Genomic DNA, 18,980 nt, shown 5'->3' with positions numbered 1-18,980 from the left:
GTTTACCCTGCTGAAAATGACTTACTTTTTACAGGATACGCTCAAATAAAGCTGGATAATTCTCTACAAAACCATCCTTATCAACCACTAGAACCGCTTTAAAATCCGTATCGGTATTTTCATACAAATAACGGTTGTCATCTAATTGAGTATAGCACTGACGAACGATCTTAAGTTCATTTTTTAAAATGTCTATATACAAAACTTTAACCTCCTGAAGCGTGAAAAACTCAGTAAATAATTTCTTAATCGGCAGTGTGTTAGTTAATGGGGTTAACGAAATATCAATAAATTTAAAATCAGCGAAGTCAAGGATGTTATTTATTTTCCATTTATCATCATGCTTTTTACCCGTGATTTTCCATGGAACACCATTAATATCGGCATCAATCATAAAACTTTGAAGGTTCCACTGTTGATCTAAGGAGATAACATAACGAACCTCATAGGTTTGCTCGTGGGCACAACCAATGATTGTAGAATTAATAATGACCTGATTATCGGATTGCTCGATTCTGCAAAGTTCCAATGACGTATTATCCTGCCCTTTCCAAAGTATCCTCATATTGTTCTCTGTTCACTAGAATCCACAGATAGAATAGTGATTCCAGCGAATACTTCTTTTATCCAGTAGGTTGATCTGTTGGGAATTTACTCATATCCATGAAGAAAACCTCCCAGGTATGACCGTCAAAGTCTTCAATTGTACGTTGTACCATGAAGCCATAATCCCGAACCTCATTAGGTTCTATTCCACCAGCCTTTAATCCGTTAGACATAATATGATTTACTTCGTCGACACTTTCAGCCGATAATGAAAAAAGCCCTGCAATTTTTGATTTTGTATCTGCAATAGGTTTTTTTGTAAAACTTGCGAATTTTTCATGCGTCAAAATCATTACAAAAATATGCTCGCTCCAAACCATACATTTTCCTGTATCATCTGAAAATTGAGGGTTAATTTTAAAGCCCAATGCAGTATAAAAATCCGTAGATTTTTGTAGATCCTTTACTGCGAGATTGATAAAAATTTGTTTCGCCATTTTTAATGATTTATTATTTTATTTTCTTCAATGTATCAAGGTATTTTTCTTCACTCTTTGCCTTTCTTTTTTAATAAAGCATAAGCAATATAAATTAACTTGTCTAAAGTTACAAATAATTACCATATGGACTAACATTGAAGAAGTTCCCTTAAAATCAGACTTTTGAAGTGTGCGACGATTTTTTATGATTCAAGATAATTATTAACAAGATTAATTTCATCATGTAAGGGTACTAATCTCCCCACATTACTGTTTAAGGAACTCCTCAGCAGTTCAGCCAAAAGGTCAATTGCCCCGTCTTGCAGAATTTGGGGTTTCTAATACGAGAAATTTTATTCTTATTTTCCAACTAAAATTACCTGTAAAAAATGCTGAAAACCCCCAATAAAAGGAAGCTAAAAATCATCCAATCAGCTGAATCTTCCAATAGGTCGTTATTCTTCTAATTATTTTCAATACACAAAGTTTTTAACGCTTTAGTAAAGATATTCCTCTAATGCAGATTGAGCAAATAAAACTACATGAACGAAGAATAACAGCAGATGAGTGCAGCCTGCTTTTTTGATCTAAAAAAAGGAATGTTTTTTTTAGAGAAGTTGTTTTTAATATCTAATTTCGAATATATGGGAGCCTTAACCTAAATAACCTCCGTAAGATTTTTGAATCATCGATTGGGATTTTGGATTTTTCTTTAATACATAATTAGATTACTATAATTGAGTCACTTGAAACATTTAATTGGGAGCTTAATCAGTAACATGCCATTTCATGCAGGTTGTTTCCTCCCAATTTTCCTCAAAATATTTTTGCTTTGATAATAAAAATCAACAAAATAATAAGCAACCTAAATAATTTTTCATGTTTTTATTAAAGTTTAAATGTAAGATGTAATGGGGTTGAGATATTGAAACAGCGACAGACAACTGCCGGAATTTTTGCGCACAAAATTTGGTATTGCTATAATTCTTAAAGTAATCTGTCACTGTGTAAGGTATAAGTATACCTTTTTACAATATCCACTATCGAAATGATCTGTTGTGTTCAATTTTAGGGGAGCTAATAGCTTACTGATGTTGCCACAACATCCCTGACTGACTTGGGAATTAACTGGCTTATCGATTTGTTTTGAGTACCTAAAATTTCTTTTTAATGAACTTATTAAGCAAGGAAGATAGATTTTATTTTATTTTTTATTTCCGTTCATCATTTTGTTTCTGAAGCAGTAGCTACTTCTGAAAGGTCAGTAGTACGGTACAAATACTCTACCGGAGTATTATTTCCTTCTTCAGAATGAAATCCCGGTACTTCCATGCCTTTTATGATACCGTTTTTTATACTTTTAAAATTAATTTGTCTTTCTGCAAGATCACCTCCTCTATCAAATGAATATTTATATTCAAGAACACCATTATTATTGATGAAAATAGCATAATGTGCATCCCAATTATTCCCACCCTGGCGTCCTTCTATAGAAAAAGGCATAATGGCATCATCCTGATGATCACCATTCAGGTCACCAATCAGAATCGGCCGTTCCGAATCAAAAATTGAACCACCCAAACCATCCGCCTCAATACCTAACTCTTTAATAAATTGGTCAGTTGTTACCGTTTTCTTAAAAGCAGTAAGCACTGCAATAGTGTCAATAACAGGAATTTTAACATCCGTTACGAGACTATCTTTTTCTTTTACGGCCGTTTCCTTGGTAATAATGGTATCAGTAACCTTCTTATTTTGCTGACTTCCCTTTTCATTGGGGCTGCAGCTTAAAATAGTTACAGCCAATAGCAATGAAAAACATATGTTGTTTAAGCTCATTTGATAATGATTTAATAAAGCGTACTGTTCAATATCGTTACTACAAAAGTATGTAAAACTACTACTGTAGAAAATCCCTACTTTCAGCTAATTTATGCAATTATAATTTCGAGATAAAAATAGACTGCGATCGAATCCACTTTTTATTGTTGTTGTAAATTAGATAACATTCACTGTCTTCTGGATCTATTAATTCAAATTGCACTTTCAATTTGGAGTTGCTACACGGATAACTCATGAGGATTAAAATTAAATGATAAGTAGTTACGGCGCTTCGGATTACATTTTTGCCTCGTTTTCTACTTCGAGAAACAGAAACAAAATGGCTTTCGTTTTTATTTTTTTGTTCGTTCAGTTAAAACTTCTTTTAACATATTGGTTCCGTTAATAGCCGACGGAAATCCTGAATAAATACTCATCAAAATCATAATTTCTTTTATTTCGATTTCGGTAAGACCGATGTTTAAACCTGCGTTGATATGAAATTTCAGTTGCGGTTTTGCGGTTCCTAAAGCTGTTAAAGCTGAAATTGTTGCAATTTGCCTGTATTTCTCACTCAAATTGTTTCTTGAAAATATATCTGCATACCCGTACTCAAGCATGAATTTTACCAAATCGGGTGAAAAGTCATTATATGCAGATTTTAACTTCTCTACCTGAAGACTGTCTAATTTTGTTAATTCTTGTTCTCCTAATTTTAACCTGTCCATTGTTATTTTGTCGGCGGTTTTTCCCACTTCGTCTTTTATTCCGTGCTTTTGCCTTTCTTCTAAAACTCCTTTCAAGGTGTTCATTGCATTTATGCAACTCGGAAAGCCCGAATAAACGGACATTTGCATAATCACTTCCTTTACTTCATTAATTGAGCTTCCTGTATTTAATGCTCCATTGATATGTACTTTTAGTTGCGGTTCAGCATTTCCCATTGCTGTTAAAGCTGCAACAACGGCAATTTCTTTGGATTTCAGGTCAAGCCCGTTTCTCGAATAGATGTCCCCAAAACCATATTCGATAATGTACATTCCTAAATCTGGCGAAATATCTTTAAGACTTTCGATTACTTTTTCTCCTGCTTCTCCATCAATTTCCTGGAGTTTCCCCCAACCTTTTTTAAATCTTTCTGATTGCATATTTTCCGATAATTTTATTTGTCCGTTTACTTTCACTATTAATAAAAGTAAAAACGAAATGATTATAGTATCTTTCATTCTTTCTTCCAAAATTAGCGGTAAAGTGGTACATGATGTTAGGACTTCTATCGGTTTTTCAGGTACTTTTCCTGAAAGTTTGAAGGTGAAAGATTGGATTTCTTTTTAAAAATCCTTGAAAAATAAGAACCGTCTTCAAATCCAAGCTGGAAAGCAATTTCACTTGTATTTAATGATGAATAAAGCAAAAGTCTTTTGGCTTCCGTTATTTTAAGATCCAATTGAAGTTGTTTGGCAGTAAATCCTGTTTCTTCTCTGCATAATTGGTTTAATGTTTCGGTCGAGATGTTGAGCTTTTCTGCATATTGCTCAATTGTAAAATTTTTATCATAATTTTCAGTAATCAGTTTCTTATACTGAATAATTGTATTGTTTAGTTTGTGATGATGTGTTTCGAAATTGAATAAAAGTGAAAACAGATAAGGAATAGCAACTAATTGATTGTTGTTTAAGGACATTCGTTTGAATATTTCTTCAATAAAAGGAATGTCATTTGTTGTTAAATCAACAAAAGGGAATGAAAAATCAATGTTCATTTGTTTCGCAAAATGTTCTTCGATTAATAAGAAATATCCCTGACTGTCAATTGAATAGTTCCAATTGTGAATTTGTACCGGATTAATTGTGAAAATGCGGTTTGGTAGAATTTCGTATTCATCAAAATCGATTACATTTATTCCGCTTCCTTGTGTAAACCAAATCACTGAATAAAAGCTGTGCTTGTGCGGCCATTCAATATCAGGGTCAGGTGTATCTTCAAAAACGCCGACATAGTATGCTGCTGGTTCCGCCAGGTTAGTAATTATGTCGTTAATTTGATAGGTTTTCATTTTAGTATGGCATTCTGTTGCAATAGCTACTCACTTCCTTATATCCTTTTCGAGAAATTGTCATTCTCTCGTTTAGCATTTTAAATATCATTTGAATAGTTCATTATGGGTCTTGCCGGGCAATTGTCAGCCGGGTTACATGCTGTATTTATTCTTTCCATTTAACGTAATTAATTGTTCCGTTTTCGTTCCAATCTATTTTCAAAGTATCTTTTGTCACTTTTTTAATTATTCCAACACTCACAAAATCATTATAGTATACTTTGAGAGAATCTTCGTTTATGATGTATGGCATATCTCCATTTCCATCATAATCTACAACATAAAAGGATTTTTTATTTAAGTCAAAGTCAGCGTGAGGTCCTTCAGGATCATTTGTCCAAATTCCGAAAAGTAATTTTATATCAAATTTCGATTTGATTATTTTACTCTCATTCGGACGGTCAACATGTTGTACACTTTCAATATCTTTGTTTTTTTTAGAAACGATTTCTACAATTCTATTTTCTTTTTTTGGTCGTATTGAATGCTCAATATTTATTTCATTAGCAGTTTCTTTTTTCTCGCAAGAAATTGCAGTTAATACACAAATAATTAATACGTATTTCTTCATCATTCTTTATATTATAGCTTGCAATGTTTACAGCTTGATGGTACAGAGGAAAATCGAAGCATAAAACTCTTATTGGTAATATTTATTTCTGTTCTGCCAATTCTTTCAGCTTTTTATTCATTTCTTCAAATCCTCTTTTTGTGTTGTTATCAAGTTGTTTTTTAAATAATGGGACAAGTATTCCTTTAAATTTTTCACTTTGCCTAAAAGTTATTGTTCCGTTTCCGTTGTCAATAAGTTCAAATTTATGTTCGCCGTCAAAAAGTCCTGCAAACAGTAAATGACCAAGCCAGCTTAATTCTTTATCCTTTTTAAATGTAAGAATTTTTGGGTTAAAAGTCATTCCTTTTGATTCTGGTGGTTCTATAGTTACTGTAATTTTGTTTCCTACTTTTACTTCGCCTTTTATTGATTTTATGAATGGATTCCAATTCGGATAATTGTCAAAGTTGGTGAGAATTGACCAACTTTTTTCAGGAGTGGAATTGATTAAAATTTCTGTTTTTATTTCTTTTTCCATTACTGTTGTATTTAATAATGTGATTAAAATAACTATTGTTAAAATAATGGTTGTTAAAATAATTGTCTTTAAATATTTCATTTTATTTCGTCTTTGAGATACGTTACAAAGATCTAACAGAAGAATTATTCTGCTCTTGACAAAAATCAAGAAATTACGAAAGTTGTCTTCTGTTCTATGAAATTATCTTACCAAACAGCCTTAAGCAGATTTGATTAAATGGAGCATTCAACAGTTCCATATTCCATCAAAAAGCATAACATTATCTCAGCGCCAAAGAAAAAGATGCAGACCGTTTTATCTTAAATTATATATAAATTAAGCGAAAAATTAACCTATTTATATGGTGAAGAATACCTTGAAAATCTATACAAGCCATAGACTAAAGTAAAGAAAAAGTAATTTTTAAAATAGTTTTTTTTAAAGTAAATTATTCTGATGATCAGTGATAGCTCACATCTTTTACCTTTGTCTTAAATGATTAGAGCCGATTATCATTCCAGCGGTGCTGCATAAAGTCACTACATTTTTTATGTCGTATTCAGGATTACTTACAATAACTTTATAAGAATAAGAAATCCAAGAATTTCATCATCAAACGGATCTACTCCAAACTATAAAGTATCTATCCACTTGTAAAGATCTGTATCAGCAGATATTCCGAATGATTTCCTCAGCCTGCTTTTCCTTGTCTGAACGGTACGCACAGAAATATGATTGTATTCTGCTATATCTTTTGTAGTGAAGCCTAGCTTGAGAAGAGCACATAATTTAAACTCCTCGGAAGTAATATCAGGATTTATTTCCATGAGGTTATCATATAAATTTGGAAATGAAGATTTTATTTTGGGTATGAAAGCAATATCATCATTCATGGCCAGTTTTACCAGATTCTCCAAATCCATATCGTCTTTTCTGTTAAGCTTTGCACGCATATCAGAGATTATTTTTTCACTCCTAAGAACCTTCTGATATAATTCCAAGACTATAAAGTGTTTTAATATTATAAAATATCCGAGAATCGACAGTCCTGAAAACACTATTATAAAAGTAACAAGTCTCTGGTTTTTTAAAAACTCTAAATTTCCTGCCTTTCCAATACTGAATATCCTGAAATCATAATAATGACTTATGAGAAATAAAACAAATGCAGTAACAAAAACAATTATGATGTACTTCGATGTTTTTCTTGTATTAAAAATAAAAAGCGAAGCAGTAAAGAGCAAAAAATAATATAATGATAAACCATTTTCAAAACCTGAAGTGGATGAAAAAAAGAAAACCAACAGCATGGACAGTTCTATACCGACCAAGCATACCAGCATATTTTGGCGAGCCTTTGTAAAAAAGAAAAGAAGGAGAAAAATAGCCCCCAGTACAAACAAAATCCAAAAATAACTCTTGAATCCAAACAGTAAATCTCTGAATCCGCTCAAAAGCAAAACAACACCTATAGAAAATGCAAATAAATTTAATCTTCGGGCGTCAAGTCGCTGAAATCTGTCCGCATCGGGATCAATATGTAGATTCTCTATATAATTCAATATTCGACGTAGCATTTTTTATAAATAATTGTAAAAAGATAATACTTATTTATTGATAAACTTTAGGTTTTAAAATTAATTTTCTGTAAAATCAAAAAAAACGCTACAATTCATAGACTACTATATATCAATAAATTATGATTAAAATCTTTTTTAAGAAACTTCAAATAGCATTCCCAGGATGCTTTCTATTAAAGAAAAAACCACGTGCTTTTTTTATACGACAAAGCGTTTTTTCCATTTGGTTACTGTATTACGGCTTAATTTAAAATGGAGGGCAAGCTGCTTATTGTTGAGTTGATTTTTTTTCTGATAATCAAGTATTTTAAGAATATCTGTTTTTCTATATGAACGGTGCCTTTGGTTGGCTGCAAAAGTTTCTTTGTCCGGGAAACCGAAAATTTTTTCATTCAATTCTATAATATCCACAACAGATAAGCTTTCTTTCTGTAATAATCGCATACAGCAATCTCTTTTATCCGGAAAATCTTTTATAATGATGTCAGTATAGATTCTCTTATAATCAGGGATTAATTTTTCCATAAGTAGTTTTTATTTTAACTTCATATACCTTTTCTTCTTTGAAATATATCAATAATGCCTTTGTTCTTCCTAACCAACTCTTAGACAAAATATAGAACCAGAAATCGGCGGGATAGTAGTTAAAGTCCTGTTCAAGAAGTTCTGTTATCTCTTTTTTGGATTTTCCCATCAGATAACTATATTTATTTTTTTTCATCTTTATACTTGCTCATCCACTTATAAAGAGTTGTTTTTGGGATTTTATAATGCTCTATTACTTCAATTTTTGACATTTCTCCTGACTGCATTTGTCTCAGAATGAAATTAATAACTTCTTTTGTATACATGTTTTTTCGGAACTGAGGTAAGATTGTTTTTTTATATTTCTTACTTTCTGCACTTTTGTTTGCCGGAGCATACAAGATCAAATGCTGTGAATACAGTCTGAAAAAATCATATTCTAATAGCTTGCTCCATTTCAACAGATTTTCTGTTTCTATACTTTTTGCTTTGTACATTCCCTTTATTTCCTGTTCTGTACATTTCATAAAATTACAGATACGGGAAAGTTCTATCTCGCGTGCTGCAACTTCTTTTTCAATCAATGGTCCTATTGGAATCTCTTTAAAGTTCATTTGCTTGTGTTTTAGAATCCTACAGATTTTTAGTCTATCCTTATTGTATAGATGTATGTTTAAACCGGAAGATGAATGCATCTGCCGGATAAACTAAATTTAAGGAGCCTTAATTTGTTCTATTTTTATATATACTTTCATATCACTAGGATTAGTTCCGGTTGGCCCGCTATTAGCTCCTGCCATTACAGTTACAAGATAAGCAGTTTTTGTAGCTCCTTGCTCTATCCAGCTGTAATATCTAAATTCCGGGCCGTTATTAGATCCCTGATAAATACCCGGATCTGCCCAATTTCCTCTGACTGATGTTGTGGCTTGATTCCATGTATTATCAGTTGTTCCTCCCCATTGATTTGGAGGAAGCATAACAGAATTTCCAGAATCATTTGTAGTTCCGCCTCCATAACCTCCAAGCTGATTATACATCAGAATTTTGTTTGCTGTTGCATTATTTCTTATCTGTACATCTGCATTTTGTACCTGATTGGTATTATTGGTAGCAGTTCCTGAAGTCTGGTCACTATGTCTCAGAAATGCCCTCACAGTATAGAGACCATCAGGAGTAGTAAGGGCTACCTGAAAGCCTCTGGTATTAGTGCCTGGATCTACAACATATTTCAGAAAATCCATTGTTGACAACACCTGTATATCAGCCCTAACTTCCTTCCCTACTGTAACACTGGAGCAGGAATTGGTAATTGATGGATTTGCCGTATAAAAAGGGGTAAGGTCAAATGATATCCCTGTAGGGGCCTGTTGTGCCGCAGTAGGTGTTCCGCTTATATTGAAAACCAACGAGCCTGATCCTTGTTCGAATGTTCCCGCGCTTAGAGTTGATGTTACTGAAGGATTCCCAACAGAAGTTAGAGTCACACCATTATAGCTTCCACCGTTACCGAGAACATACGGAATTTTGAGGATTGTTCCTGCCCCAATAGCAGTTCCACCTGTGATTGACTGTGCTGGATCCAGATAGGCTTGTGTACATTGTAATGTCGCATTAGGTGCAACAGAAGATCTATTGTCGATCCTTCTCCATTCCATACCGTTCCAGAAAAAATACCCCTCTGTAAGCGAAGTTGGAGAGCTTGCTGTATTATATACCAATAATCCTTTTGGCTGATTGGCAATATTGTTATCTCCATCTGCATTCAGATCCAAAGTGGCAGATGTTAAGTCAATTCTTGGTATCAAAATACCTTTGTTGGATGCACTCACATCTAACGCAGCATAATTGTTTGGCAATGTACCAATACCTGTAGCAGCTTTGTTAGTTACAATAAAATCATCTGCTAGTTGTGCTGCAGTGGGAGTTCCTGTGGCAGCATTGTTTTTGCCACCATCTATAATTGAAAACGCCCTGTGGATTTTGTGTATTAATACCCACCTGTCCGAAAGCTAACGAAGCAATCGTTAATGCAAAGATTGTATAAAATTTATTTATCATTTTGTGTAATAATTTTTAGAAGAATGGAAAAGAGTGTTATAATAACTCCTTTCCTGAGTTGATATATTTGACTTTGTGTTTTTATTATATAGTGTATTTAAAAGAAGGAGGAGTAACAGGAGGAGGACGGATCTGTATCCCTAATAGAAAAGTCCTTTCGAATAATCCTGCTTTGAAATATTTTTTTGGAAAAACTTTATTTTCGTATACAGCAAACATCTTATATTTATTCTGTAGTACTCCTTGTTTTTCCTTAAAAGGATTGGTTATGATAATGGCAATATTTCCTGATTTCTCATGAGAAACTATAACAGAGCTTTCATTTTCAGATATAGAGATTTCCTATTTAGCAATCAATTTTAAAACCTTCTTATCTGTTTTCTTGTTTTTAGATTTTCTTACTGCTTTAGCAAAAGAGGCCGGTGATGACTTTTCTTGAATTGGAGAAGAAAGCACAACCACTTTTATATTGGAAATTAGTTCCGGATTATGTACTGTAGTGATGTCTTCTACATAGAATAAAACCGGACTATTTTTTTTCTCTGTTTGAAAAAGAATACTGTCTTTTACATGTAGACTACCACCTGTTCCGATGTATAATTGTGCATTGATATTAAAAAAAGAGCATAGTAAAAGAAGCATACCTGATGCTTTTTTCATACTGTAACTGCTTTTCTTTAAATACATTTTCACCTCTTGAGAACTAAGGTGCAAGATTAATTCTATTTTGACCTGTAATAAAGGAATGAGATACGCTGCAGATACTTTATCAGTATACTTGAGCATACTACACAGATACGATCAAAAATCCAACAAAAACACAAAATACTCATTATCAATAATTTAAACCATGTAACGTATTTTAATTTTGAACTTATATGATATTCTCAAAATGCTGACCTAGACAAGAATCTTGTAGAAGTATATTCTATTTCAAGATAATAAAGACTCAAATTTATGGTATCCGGAAAATCAAACTTATTAGTAATTTCTGCTGAAGAGGCTATTTTATATTCCCGATAAATTGGGCAATTCACTTGAAGTAGTATGATATACATAAAACAATATGATTTTCAAAATAGTACAATTCATTGCTACAAATAATATCCCGTATTGCGTTTTAAACAATAGAATTTGATGTGTCCCGGTTTTCTTCAAAAAAATAAAAGAACAATTTCACCTTTTGAGGTTACCAATTATATAAATCTTTATAGACTAATAAAAGCCTTCAAATATAATTTGAAGGCTTTTATTCTTATTTTTCATAGAAAGAATAATTTTCATTTTTTAACAAAACAAGCTTTTTCTTACTAGAATCATTTAATTCCTTTTTTAGTCTCATTTACCCATTTTTCAATTTCCGATTGATCAGACAGCGAAAGTTTTGCCTTCTGGTGAATAGCTGTGTAAGAAGTAAGCGGCATTTCGCCCTCTTTTACCGTTTTTACGATTTCATCTAGTTTCTCAAGCTTTTTATCAGAGCTATAGGTATTGAATTCATCAAAATTCAAATGTCTTTTTCCGGAATCCACATGATCAGACAACCACCATTTCACCGGCTGCACCTTACTGTACCAAGGATAAGAGGTATTGTTGGAATGACAATCATAGCAGCTCGTTTTCAAAATGGTTTGAACTTTAACAGGTATTGTATAATAATTTTCAATGGCATTGGCAGAGTGGTTCGGACTGACATTTCTTTTAACATCAATAAACTGAATACCAATGAACAATAACAATAGTATGATCAATATATTTTTTGTAGTAAAAAAGGATTTATTCATTATTTCTTAGATTTTTGGATTTATATTTTTTTTATTATGCAAGCAGAATTATTCTTCTTCGCTTGCGGTGTTTTTAAGTTTCATCAAAAGTGTGTATGCATTTTTGGAAACAATTTTTCTGTTCTTAAAAACCTCGACATTTTTAATTTGGACAAAACCGTTTTCAGATTCTCCCAACATTACAGGAATCATTTTATAAGTTTGCTTCTTTTCCTGAACAAAAACATAGTTTTCACCTTCAAAACTGACAATACTCTCTTCAGGAAGTGCATTGGAAAATGATGTTTCAGTCTGAATCTCAGCGTTCATATACATTCCTGGAGTCAGGTTCTGATCATACTGCTCAAAATGGCAATGTACATCTGCTGTTCCGTCTGCATTGATATCTTTGCTGATCAGAATGATTTCTCCATCATATTTTTTATCCGGCTGTGTATTGGTATATGCTGTAAATCTTTGTCCTATCTTCAACATTTCAAGGTCTTTTTCATACACTTTAAGATTCAGATGAATATCATTGGGATTAATAAGTTCAAATAAAACATCAGACGGATTGACAAACTTCCCTATATTCACATGTACTTTGCTCACAAAACCATTGATTGTACTGTATACCGGAACACTTTTCCTAATGTTTCCTGATGTTAAACTTCCCGGATTGATATTGACGAGCTGAAGCTGCTCTGCCAAAGTATTCATCATGATCCTTTGGCTGTTCATTTCAGACTGAGCCTGCTGCATTACTTTATCACTGCTTGCCTGGCTCTGGTTTAGCTTTTTCTGTCTGTTATAATCCAGTTCTGCAAAATGAAGTTTTGATTTTGCCATCAGATAATCCTGCTGAAGCTGGATAAACTGAGGATTTTCAATAACAGCAATCACCTGCCCTTTCTTCACCTGCATTCCGGGCAAGAGGTCAGTACTTTTCAGATACCCTCCCAATGGAACGCTTACAGAAATCATATTCTGTGGCGGAACATCTATTTTCCCGTTAACTTTAAGTATTGTGGAAATATTCTTTACAGAAAGCGACATTGTTTCTATGGGAGTATTACTGATCTGCGCATCGGTAAGTACAACCCTACTTTCATCTTTGGGAGAGGCCAGCTGCACTACAGCTTCTTCTTTTTTATTGCACTGGACCGCAAAAAAGAGGAAAGCCATCAATAAAACTGAGTATTTATTTTGAATTAATTTTGACATAATTTATTGATTTAAGGTGATGTATTCCAGTTCAACAATGCTTGTATTAAGATTCCAAACTGCATCTGTATAATTATTTTTAATACTGATCGCCTGATTGGCAAGCATTACAAATTCCAGATAATTGATTTCTCCGTTGATGAACTGTTTTTGAGCAGTTTCAAGAATGGTATCAGCATTTTTCAGTTCATATTTCTCGTACTGAGAAACAATTTCCAGGTTTTTCTGCTGAATCTCTGAGAGTTTTTTATACTGATTATTTAATGTAAACTGCGCATTTTGCCAATCATTTTGAATGACCGATTCAGCAATTTTTGAAGCTTCAATTCTTGCTTTCTGGCTTCCCGAAAATATAGGAACAGAAACTCCCAGCTGAAAAGAGTGAAATTGAGGTGACGCATTGTACACTTTGTCATCCGCACCCATTCCGCGAAAGCTATTCAGGTTATAGGCGAGTTGCAGTCCCGGTAATAATCTGGCTTTTTCCAAAGCAGTTTGTTGCACAGATATATTTTTTTGCTGTTCTAATATTTTTAAAAATGGATTACCGGAAACATCACTTTGCAAACCGGAAGGAGAAAAAACGCGGTCTCCCTCGGGAATTAATTCTGTTTCTGAATTAAGAAGCCATTGCAACTGCAGCTGCAAAGTTCTAAGTTCCTGTTTTACCTGCTTAATCTGGATTTCAATAGCTGATTTTTGATTGGCAGCAGTCGCTTTTTCTAAGACATTACTCTCTCCACTTTTCAATCTTAAAGTTGCTTTGTCCAGAAATTGAGAATAAAAATCTAATGATTCATTCAGAATTTTTACCTTTTCCTGCCAATACAGCATATTGTAGAATGTAAGGGTTACCCCTTTTTTCAGCTGATATTCTTTCAATGAAATATTGAGTTCACTTTTTTTCCATTCCTCAGTGTACAGATTTTTCTGTCTTTTGTAAACGGTGGGAAATGCAATGTTTTGGGAAATCCCGAACTTCATATCACGATACGCACTGTTAATCTGTCCGTAATCTGCAGAAATTCCCGTCTGAGGAATATCTGAAGAAGATTTGATCAGTGCTTTGGCATATTCTGCTTTTAATTTTTCACTTTTCAGGCCTCTGTTATTTTTCAAAGCTATATCAACAGCTTCATTTAAAGTGATTTTAGTTTGAGATTTCATAGTACTTCCTGTTAAAACAAGAAAAATGATAAGAACGGGTGTTATTCTATTTTTTCGATTATTTTTCATCTTAAATCCTTTTTCAATAGTTACATAAAGCAGAGGAAGCACAAAAAGAGTAAGCAAAGTTGCAATCAACAGACCCCCAATTACCACCGTAGCGAGTGGCCTCTGAACTTCTGCTCCTGCTCCGTTACTTACTGCCATCGGGATAAATCCCAGTGAAGCAACAAATGCAGTCATCAGAACAGGTCTTAATCTTGCTTCTCCCCCATCAACAACAATTCTCACAATATTTTTAATTCCGTTTTTGTACAATCTGTTGAATTCTGAAATCAGTACGATTCCATTAAGGACAGCCACTCCAAAAAGAGCAATAAATCCTACACCGGCACTGATACTGAAAGGCATTCCTCTGGCAGCCAGCAAGAACACTCCTCCAATAATAGAAAGTGGAATCGCCGTATAAATCAAAAGACTTTCTTTAACCGAATTAAAAGCAAGAAACAACAGCACGAAAATTAAAACCAAAGCAATCGGTACTGCAATCATCAGCCTGGTTTTGGCATTTTTAAGGTTTTCAAAAGAGCCTCCGTACGTGACGTAATATCCCGGAGGAAGCTTCAGCTGTTTGTCCACCTTAGCCTGAAGTTCTTCTACAATCCCCTGAACATCTCGGTTTTTGATATTAAAACCTACCACAATTCTCCGCTGTCCGTTCTCACGCTGGATTTGGTTAGGACCATCTTTGATGTCGATATTGGCAAGCTGTGAAAGCGGAATCTGGTTGCCAGCTGGCGTGGGAACCAGTAAATTCTTTACATCTTCCAGATTCTTACGGTCATTGCTGTTTAATCTGACCACCAGATCAAAGCGCTTTTCCCCTTCAAAAACAAGGCCCGTGCTTTGCCCTGCAAAAGCGGTATTGATAACTCTGTTAATATCTCCAATAGACAGATGATACTGCGCTATAACAGCTCTGTTGTACTGAATAATAACTTGCGGAAGACCTGAAACAGGTTCAATATAGAGATTTTGGGTTCCCTTCACTGTATTTATTATTTTCCCAAGCTGATTGGCATTTTTAACCAATGTTTCTAAATTTTCTCCGAATATCTTCAGAACAACATCCTGTCTAGCTCCTGTCATCAATTCATTAAAACGCATCTGAACGGGATATTGAAAGCCGACTGTAATCCCCGGAACATCTTCTAAGGCTTTACTCATTTTCCCGGAAAGCTCCGGAAAGGTTTTGGCGGAAGTCCATTCGCTTTTATCTTTCAGAATTACCATCATGTCAGAAGCATCCATAGGCATTGGATCGGTGGGAACTTCCCCACTTCCTATTTTGGTTACCACTTTCTGAACTTCCGGAAACCGGGTTTTAAGAATGTGTGCTGCTTTTTGTGTACTTCCAATCGTGGTTTTGAGATTACTTCCAGGCAAAACTCTGGTATCTACAGCAAAATCACCTTCCTCCAGGGATGGAATAAATTCACCTCCCATTCTGCTCAGAACCACAACGGCAAGAATAAAAAGAACCATGACAATACTGAAAATGGTTTTCGGAACTCTTAATACCTTCAACAAAGTCTTACGATACATTCTCTCAGCTTTTGCCATCAAACGGTCTGAGAAGTTCATTTTGTGGTTTATTTTTTTGCTTAAAATAATAGAACTCATCATCGGAATATAGGTAAGCGAGAGAAGAAATGCTCCTAATAAGGCAAAGGCCACGGTCTGTGCCATCGGTTTAAACATTTTACCTTCGATACCCTGCAGCGTTAAAATTGGCAGATAGACAATAAGAATAATGATCTGTCCGAAAACAGCACTGTTCATCATTTTTCCAGCAGAATCTATGACTATGGTATCCATTTCCTGTTTTGAAACTGACAGCGCTTTCCGGAATTTGGCATTATGGGTAAACTGATGCATGACCGATTCTACAATAATCACAGCTCCGTCTATAATCAATCCGAAATCAAGTGCTCCCAGACTCATTAAATTACCACTTACCCCAAAAAGATTCATCATACATACTGCAAAAAGCATCGACAGAGGAATGACTGAGGCTACTAATAAACCTGCACGGAAATTTCCTAAAAACAAAACAAGTACGAAAACCACGATCAAGGCACCTTCCATTAAATTTTTTTCAACAGTACCAATGGCATTGTTTACCATTTTAGTTCTGTCTAAGAAAGGCTCTATCACAACTCCTTCGGGTAAAGTTTTCTGGATCTGCAGAATCTTAGCTTTTACATTTTTAATAACCTCGCTGCTATTTTCTCCTTTGAGCATCATCACAATAGCACCAGAAACTTCACCATTATCATTATAGGTCATTGCTCCAAATCTTGTTGCATACCCATACCTCACATCTGCAATGTCTCTTATAAATAAAGGGACATCATTGTTCTTGGTGGAGATAGAAATATTCTTGATATCGTCAAGATTTCCAACTAACCCTTCGCTTCGTATGTATAGAACCGTAGGTCCTTTTTCTATATAAGAGCCGCCCGTATTCTGATTATTGGTTTTCAAGGCATCGAAAACATCCGTAATGGTAATTCCGTACGCATTCAGTTTATCAGGATTTACTGAAATTTCATATTGCTTTAGCTTTCCGCCAAAACTGCTGACTTCCGCAACTCCTTTTACTCCAAGCAACTGTCTCCTGACAATCCAGTCCTGCAGGGTACGAAGCTCCGTAATATCATATTTGCTTTCATATCCCTTTTTGGGGCGGACAACATATTGATAAATTTCACCCAGTCCTGTTGAAATAGGTCCCAGCGTGGGGGTTCCTATATCCGGAGGGATTTGATTCTGCACCTGCTGCAGCCTTTCTGCAACCTGCTGTCTCGCCCAGTAAACATCTATATCATCATCAAAAACGATAGTAACCAGTGAAAGGCCAAACCGCGAGAAACTGCGGATTTCTTTTAACCCTGAAATATTACTATTGACCTGTTCTATGGGAAAAGTAACGAGTCTTTCGATATCAGTCGCTCCGAATGAGGGAGCGGTTGTTATCACCTGAACCTGATTATTGGTAATATCAGGCACTGCATCTATTGGCAACTGGGTTACCTGATAGGTTCCTACACCGATCAGTCCAAAAACCAATAGTATTATAATGAGTTTATTCTTTACAGAAAACTCAATGATTTTTGTAAGCATAAATAATTCTGTTAATCTTATTTGAAATAAATAGTATTTGCTCCTATTCCTGCCAGAAAAGCATGTAAACTCCTATTCTTATCAAAAGAACAAGAAAACATGAGGTGATTAAGTCCAGCCAAATCACAGCAGGATAAGAGCCCAACGCAAATGTGTTGAACCGTAAAAACATACGGAAATGATTAACAGTATTTAGGAGGCTGCCATATAGAATTTATAGCATCTTTATCATAAAAAGGTTCATCATAAGAATAAATTTTCTCGTGATGATCTGTTATGATCTGCTTTTTGACCTCAAATGTGATATTAGGACTTATGGTAAAAAGAAGAGTAAGGGGAGAAGAATGAACGATGAAAGGTAGCTTTTGATCGGTCTGATAGTCCGCATCTTTGACAGGATGGTCATAATGCATCTTAAGAAAAGACATAAGAGTCATTTCTGCATTCTGTTCCTTGTGTTCCATAAAATGCTCTATAAGGACAGGAATTTTCAGCAACTGATATAACTCAGTTGTCGAAACCAGATAAAAGGAAAGTAATATTATGGAAATGAACTTTCTCACAATACAAAATTAGTTTTTTTTCTTTTCAGAATGATTTTAAATAACCTCTTTATTCATGTCAGATATCAGATTTTCATTAACGTTAAAAGATATAATCAATCTCTGTTTTCTAAATTATTATTTTTCTCAATAAATAATTTTTTCCATTTTGTAACTGTATTTCTGCTTAATTTGAAATACCTTGCTAATTCTGTATTATTACATTTGTTTTTACTCTGATATTTCAATATTTGTTTAATAGCTGTTTCATTATATGCGCGGTGTCTCTGATTGAATAGCTCTGCATCAAGTTCTGAATTACCAAAAATCTTTTGGTTGAGTTCTAAGATATCCAACTCCGATAAACTTTCTTTTTGAAGTATGTTTTTACATTGGTCCATCTTCTCCGGAAATTTTTTATGTATAATATCCGAGTAAATTTTTATGTAATTCGGTTTTATATTTTGTATTTGTTTATCCAATTGTCAAGTGTTGTTTTAGGAATTCTGTATTCAATGATAATTTGTGATTTGGTTTTTTCACCGGAAGTAATCATTTCAAGAATAAAGAGAACGACTTCTTTCGTATAAATGTTCTTACGAAACACGGGAAGTAAAGATTTCTTTTTTCCTTTAATTATATTTTGATTCAAGTTGTTGTTTGACGGAGCATAGAGCAATAAATGCTGAGAATAAATTCTAAAGAAATCGTATTCCAAAAGTTTACTCCATCGTAATAAAATTTCTGTACTCAAATCTTTTGATTTGTACATTTCCGTTATTTCATTTTCTGTACAATTAAGAAATTTACCGATTCTTATAACTTCTATTTCTTTTTCCGAAACTCGTTTTTCTATCAATTCCCCAATATGGATTTCCTTGAAATTCATTTTTAGTATTTTATAAAATTATTTTA

General features: G+C 34.0%; 20 protein-coding genes. All 20 read right to left on the bottom strand.

Annotated features, from left to right (window positions below; translation table 11 throughout):
* Positions 1-28: 28 nt before the first annotated feature.
* Positions 29-565, bottom strand: coding sequence for a putative glycolipid-binding domain-containing protein (locus IW15_RS15710; protein WP_051882084.1), 537 nt, complete (start codon positions 563-565; stop codon positions 29-31).
* Between the two features lie 58 nt (positions 566-623).
* Positions 624-1,043: a VOC family protein gene (locus IW15_RS15705; protein WP_034713253.1), complete on the bottom strand. Its 420-nt coding sequence runs from the start codon at positions 1,041-1,043 to the stop codon at positions 624-626.
* 185 nt (positions 1,044-1,228) lie between these two features.
* Entirely contained in the window at positions 1,229-1,327 is a 99-nt protein-coding gene (locus tag IW15_RS23230) for a hypothetical protein (protein ID WP_394331247.1), read from the bottom strand.
* Between the two features lie 922 nt (positions 1,328-2,249).
* The gene (locus IW15_RS15700; RefSeq protein ID WP_131368577.1) at positions 2,250-2,864 is read right to left on the bottom strand and encodes a hypothetical protein; all 615 of its coding nucleotides are present in this window, start codon (positions 2,862-2,864) and stop codon (positions 2,250-2,252) included.
* Between the two features lie 335 nt (positions 2,865-3,199).
* On the bottom strand, positions 3,200-3,994 hold the full coding sequence (locus tag IW15_RS15695) for a carboxymuconolactone decarboxylase family protein (protein WP_034713522.1): 795 nt from the start codon (positions 3,992-3,994) through the stop codon (positions 3,200-3,202).
* Between the two features lie 125 nt (positions 3,995-4,119).
* A complete protein-coding gene (locus IW15_RS15690; protein ID WP_034713249.1) occupies positions 4,120-4,902 on the bottom strand; it encodes a helix-turn-helix domain-containing protein in 783 nt (260 codons plus the stop codon).
* Between the two features lie 148 nt (positions 4,903-5,050).
* Positions 5,051-5,518, bottom strand: coding sequence for a hypothetical protein (locus tag IW15_RS15685; protein WP_034713247.1), 468 nt, complete (start codon positions 5,516-5,518; stop codon positions 5,051-5,053).
* A gap of 79 nt (positions 5,519-5,597) precedes the next feature.
* Positions 5,598-6,116, bottom strand: coding sequence for an SRPBCC domain-containing protein (locus tag IW15_RS15680; protein ID WP_228384381.1), 519 nt, complete (start codon positions 6,114-6,116; stop codon positions 5,598-5,600).
* 533 nt (positions 6,117-6,649) lie between these two features.
* Positions 6,650-7,327 (bottom strand): helix-turn-helix transcriptional regulator, encoded by a 678-nt coding sequence (locus IW15_RS15675; protein ID WP_228384380.1) that lies wholly within the window; start codon positions 7,325-7,327, stop codon positions 6,650-6,652.
* Positions 7,328-7,795: 468 nt separating this feature from the next.
* Entirely contained in the window at positions 7,796-8,122 is a 327-nt protein-coding gene (locus IW15_RS15670) for a hypothetical protein (RefSeq protein WP_034713242.1), read from the bottom strand.
* Positions 8,103-8,318 (bottom strand): hypothetical protein, encoded by a 216-nt coding sequence (locus IW15_RS15665; protein ID WP_034713239.1) that lies wholly within the window; start codon positions 8,316-8,318, stop codon positions 8,103-8,105. Before IW15_RS15665 ends, IW15_RS15670 begins: the two co-directional genes overlap by 20 nt.
* Positions 8,305-8,736 carry a transposase gene (locus IW15_RS15660; RefSeq protein ID WP_034713236.1) on the bottom strand — a complete coding sequence of 144 codons (432 nt, stop codon included), beginning with the start codon at positions 8,734-8,736 and terminating at the stop codon, positions 8,305-8,307. The genes IW15_RS15665 and IW15_RS15660 overlap by 14 nt, the downstream gene beginning before the upstream one ends.
* A gap of 99 nt (positions 8,737-8,835) precedes the next feature.
* Complete coding sequence (locus IW15_RS15655; protein WP_131368576.1) at positions 8,836-9,930, bottom strand: hypothetical protein; 1,095 nt, start codon at positions 9,928-9,930, stop codon at positions 8,836-8,838.
* A gap of 595 nt (positions 9,931-10,525) precedes the next feature.
* Complete coding sequence (locus IW15_RS15645) at positions 10,526-10,843, bottom strand: hypothetical protein (RefSeq protein ID WP_131368575.1); 318 nt, start codon at positions 10,841-10,843, stop codon at positions 10,526-10,528.
* 656 nt (positions 10,844-11,499) lie between these two features.
* Positions 11,500-11,967, bottom strand: a complete 468-nt coding sequence (locus IW15_RS15640; RefSeq protein WP_034713226.1) for a heme-binding domain-containing protein — start codon at positions 11,965-11,967, stop codon at positions 11,500-11,502.
* Positions 11,968-12,015: 48 nt separating this feature from the next.
* The gene (locus IW15_RS15635) at positions 12,016-13,173 is read right to left on the bottom strand and encodes an efflux RND transporter periplasmic adaptor subunit (RefSeq protein ID WP_394331248.1); all 1,158 of its coding nucleotides are present in this window, start codon (positions 13,171-13,173) and stop codon (positions 12,016-12,018) included.
* A complete protein-coding gene (locus IW15_RS15630) occupies positions 13,174-17,523 on the bottom strand; it encodes a CusA/CzcA family heavy metal efflux RND transporter (RefSeq protein ID WP_034713221.1) in 4,350 nt (1,449 codons plus the stop codon). It abuts the gene before it with no gap.
* Positions 17,524-17,705: 182 nt separating this feature from the next.
* Positions 17,706-17,987, bottom strand: coding sequence for a hypothetical protein (locus IW15_RS15625; RefSeq protein WP_228384379.1), 282 nt, complete (start codon positions 17,985-17,987; stop codon positions 17,706-17,708).
* Positions 17,988-18,181: 194 nt separating this feature from the next.
* Positions 18,182-18,547 carry a helix-turn-helix domain-containing protein gene (locus tag IW15_RS15620; protein ID WP_228384378.1) on the bottom strand — a complete coding sequence of 122 codons (366 nt, stop codon included), beginning with the start codon at positions 18,545-18,547 and terminating at the stop codon, positions 18,182-18,184.
* The gene (locus tag IW15_RS15615; RefSeq protein WP_034713216.1) at positions 18,523-18,954 is read right to left on the bottom strand and encodes a hypothetical protein; all 432 of its coding nucleotides are present in this window, start codon (positions 18,952-18,954) and stop codon (positions 18,523-18,525) included. Before IW15_RS15615 ends, IW15_RS15620 begins: the two co-directional genes overlap by 25 nt.
* Between the last annotated feature and the right edge of the window lie 26 nt (positions 18,955-18,980).

The sequence above is a fragment of the Chryseobacterium soli genome (assembly GCF_000737705.1).
Classification (GTDB): Bacteria; Bacteroidota; Bacteroidia; order Flavobacteriales; family Weeksellaceae; genus Chryseobacterium; species Chryseobacterium soli.
Note: the sequence above shows the minus strand (reverse complement) of the source record. Positions and strands in the feature narration are given on the sequence as shown.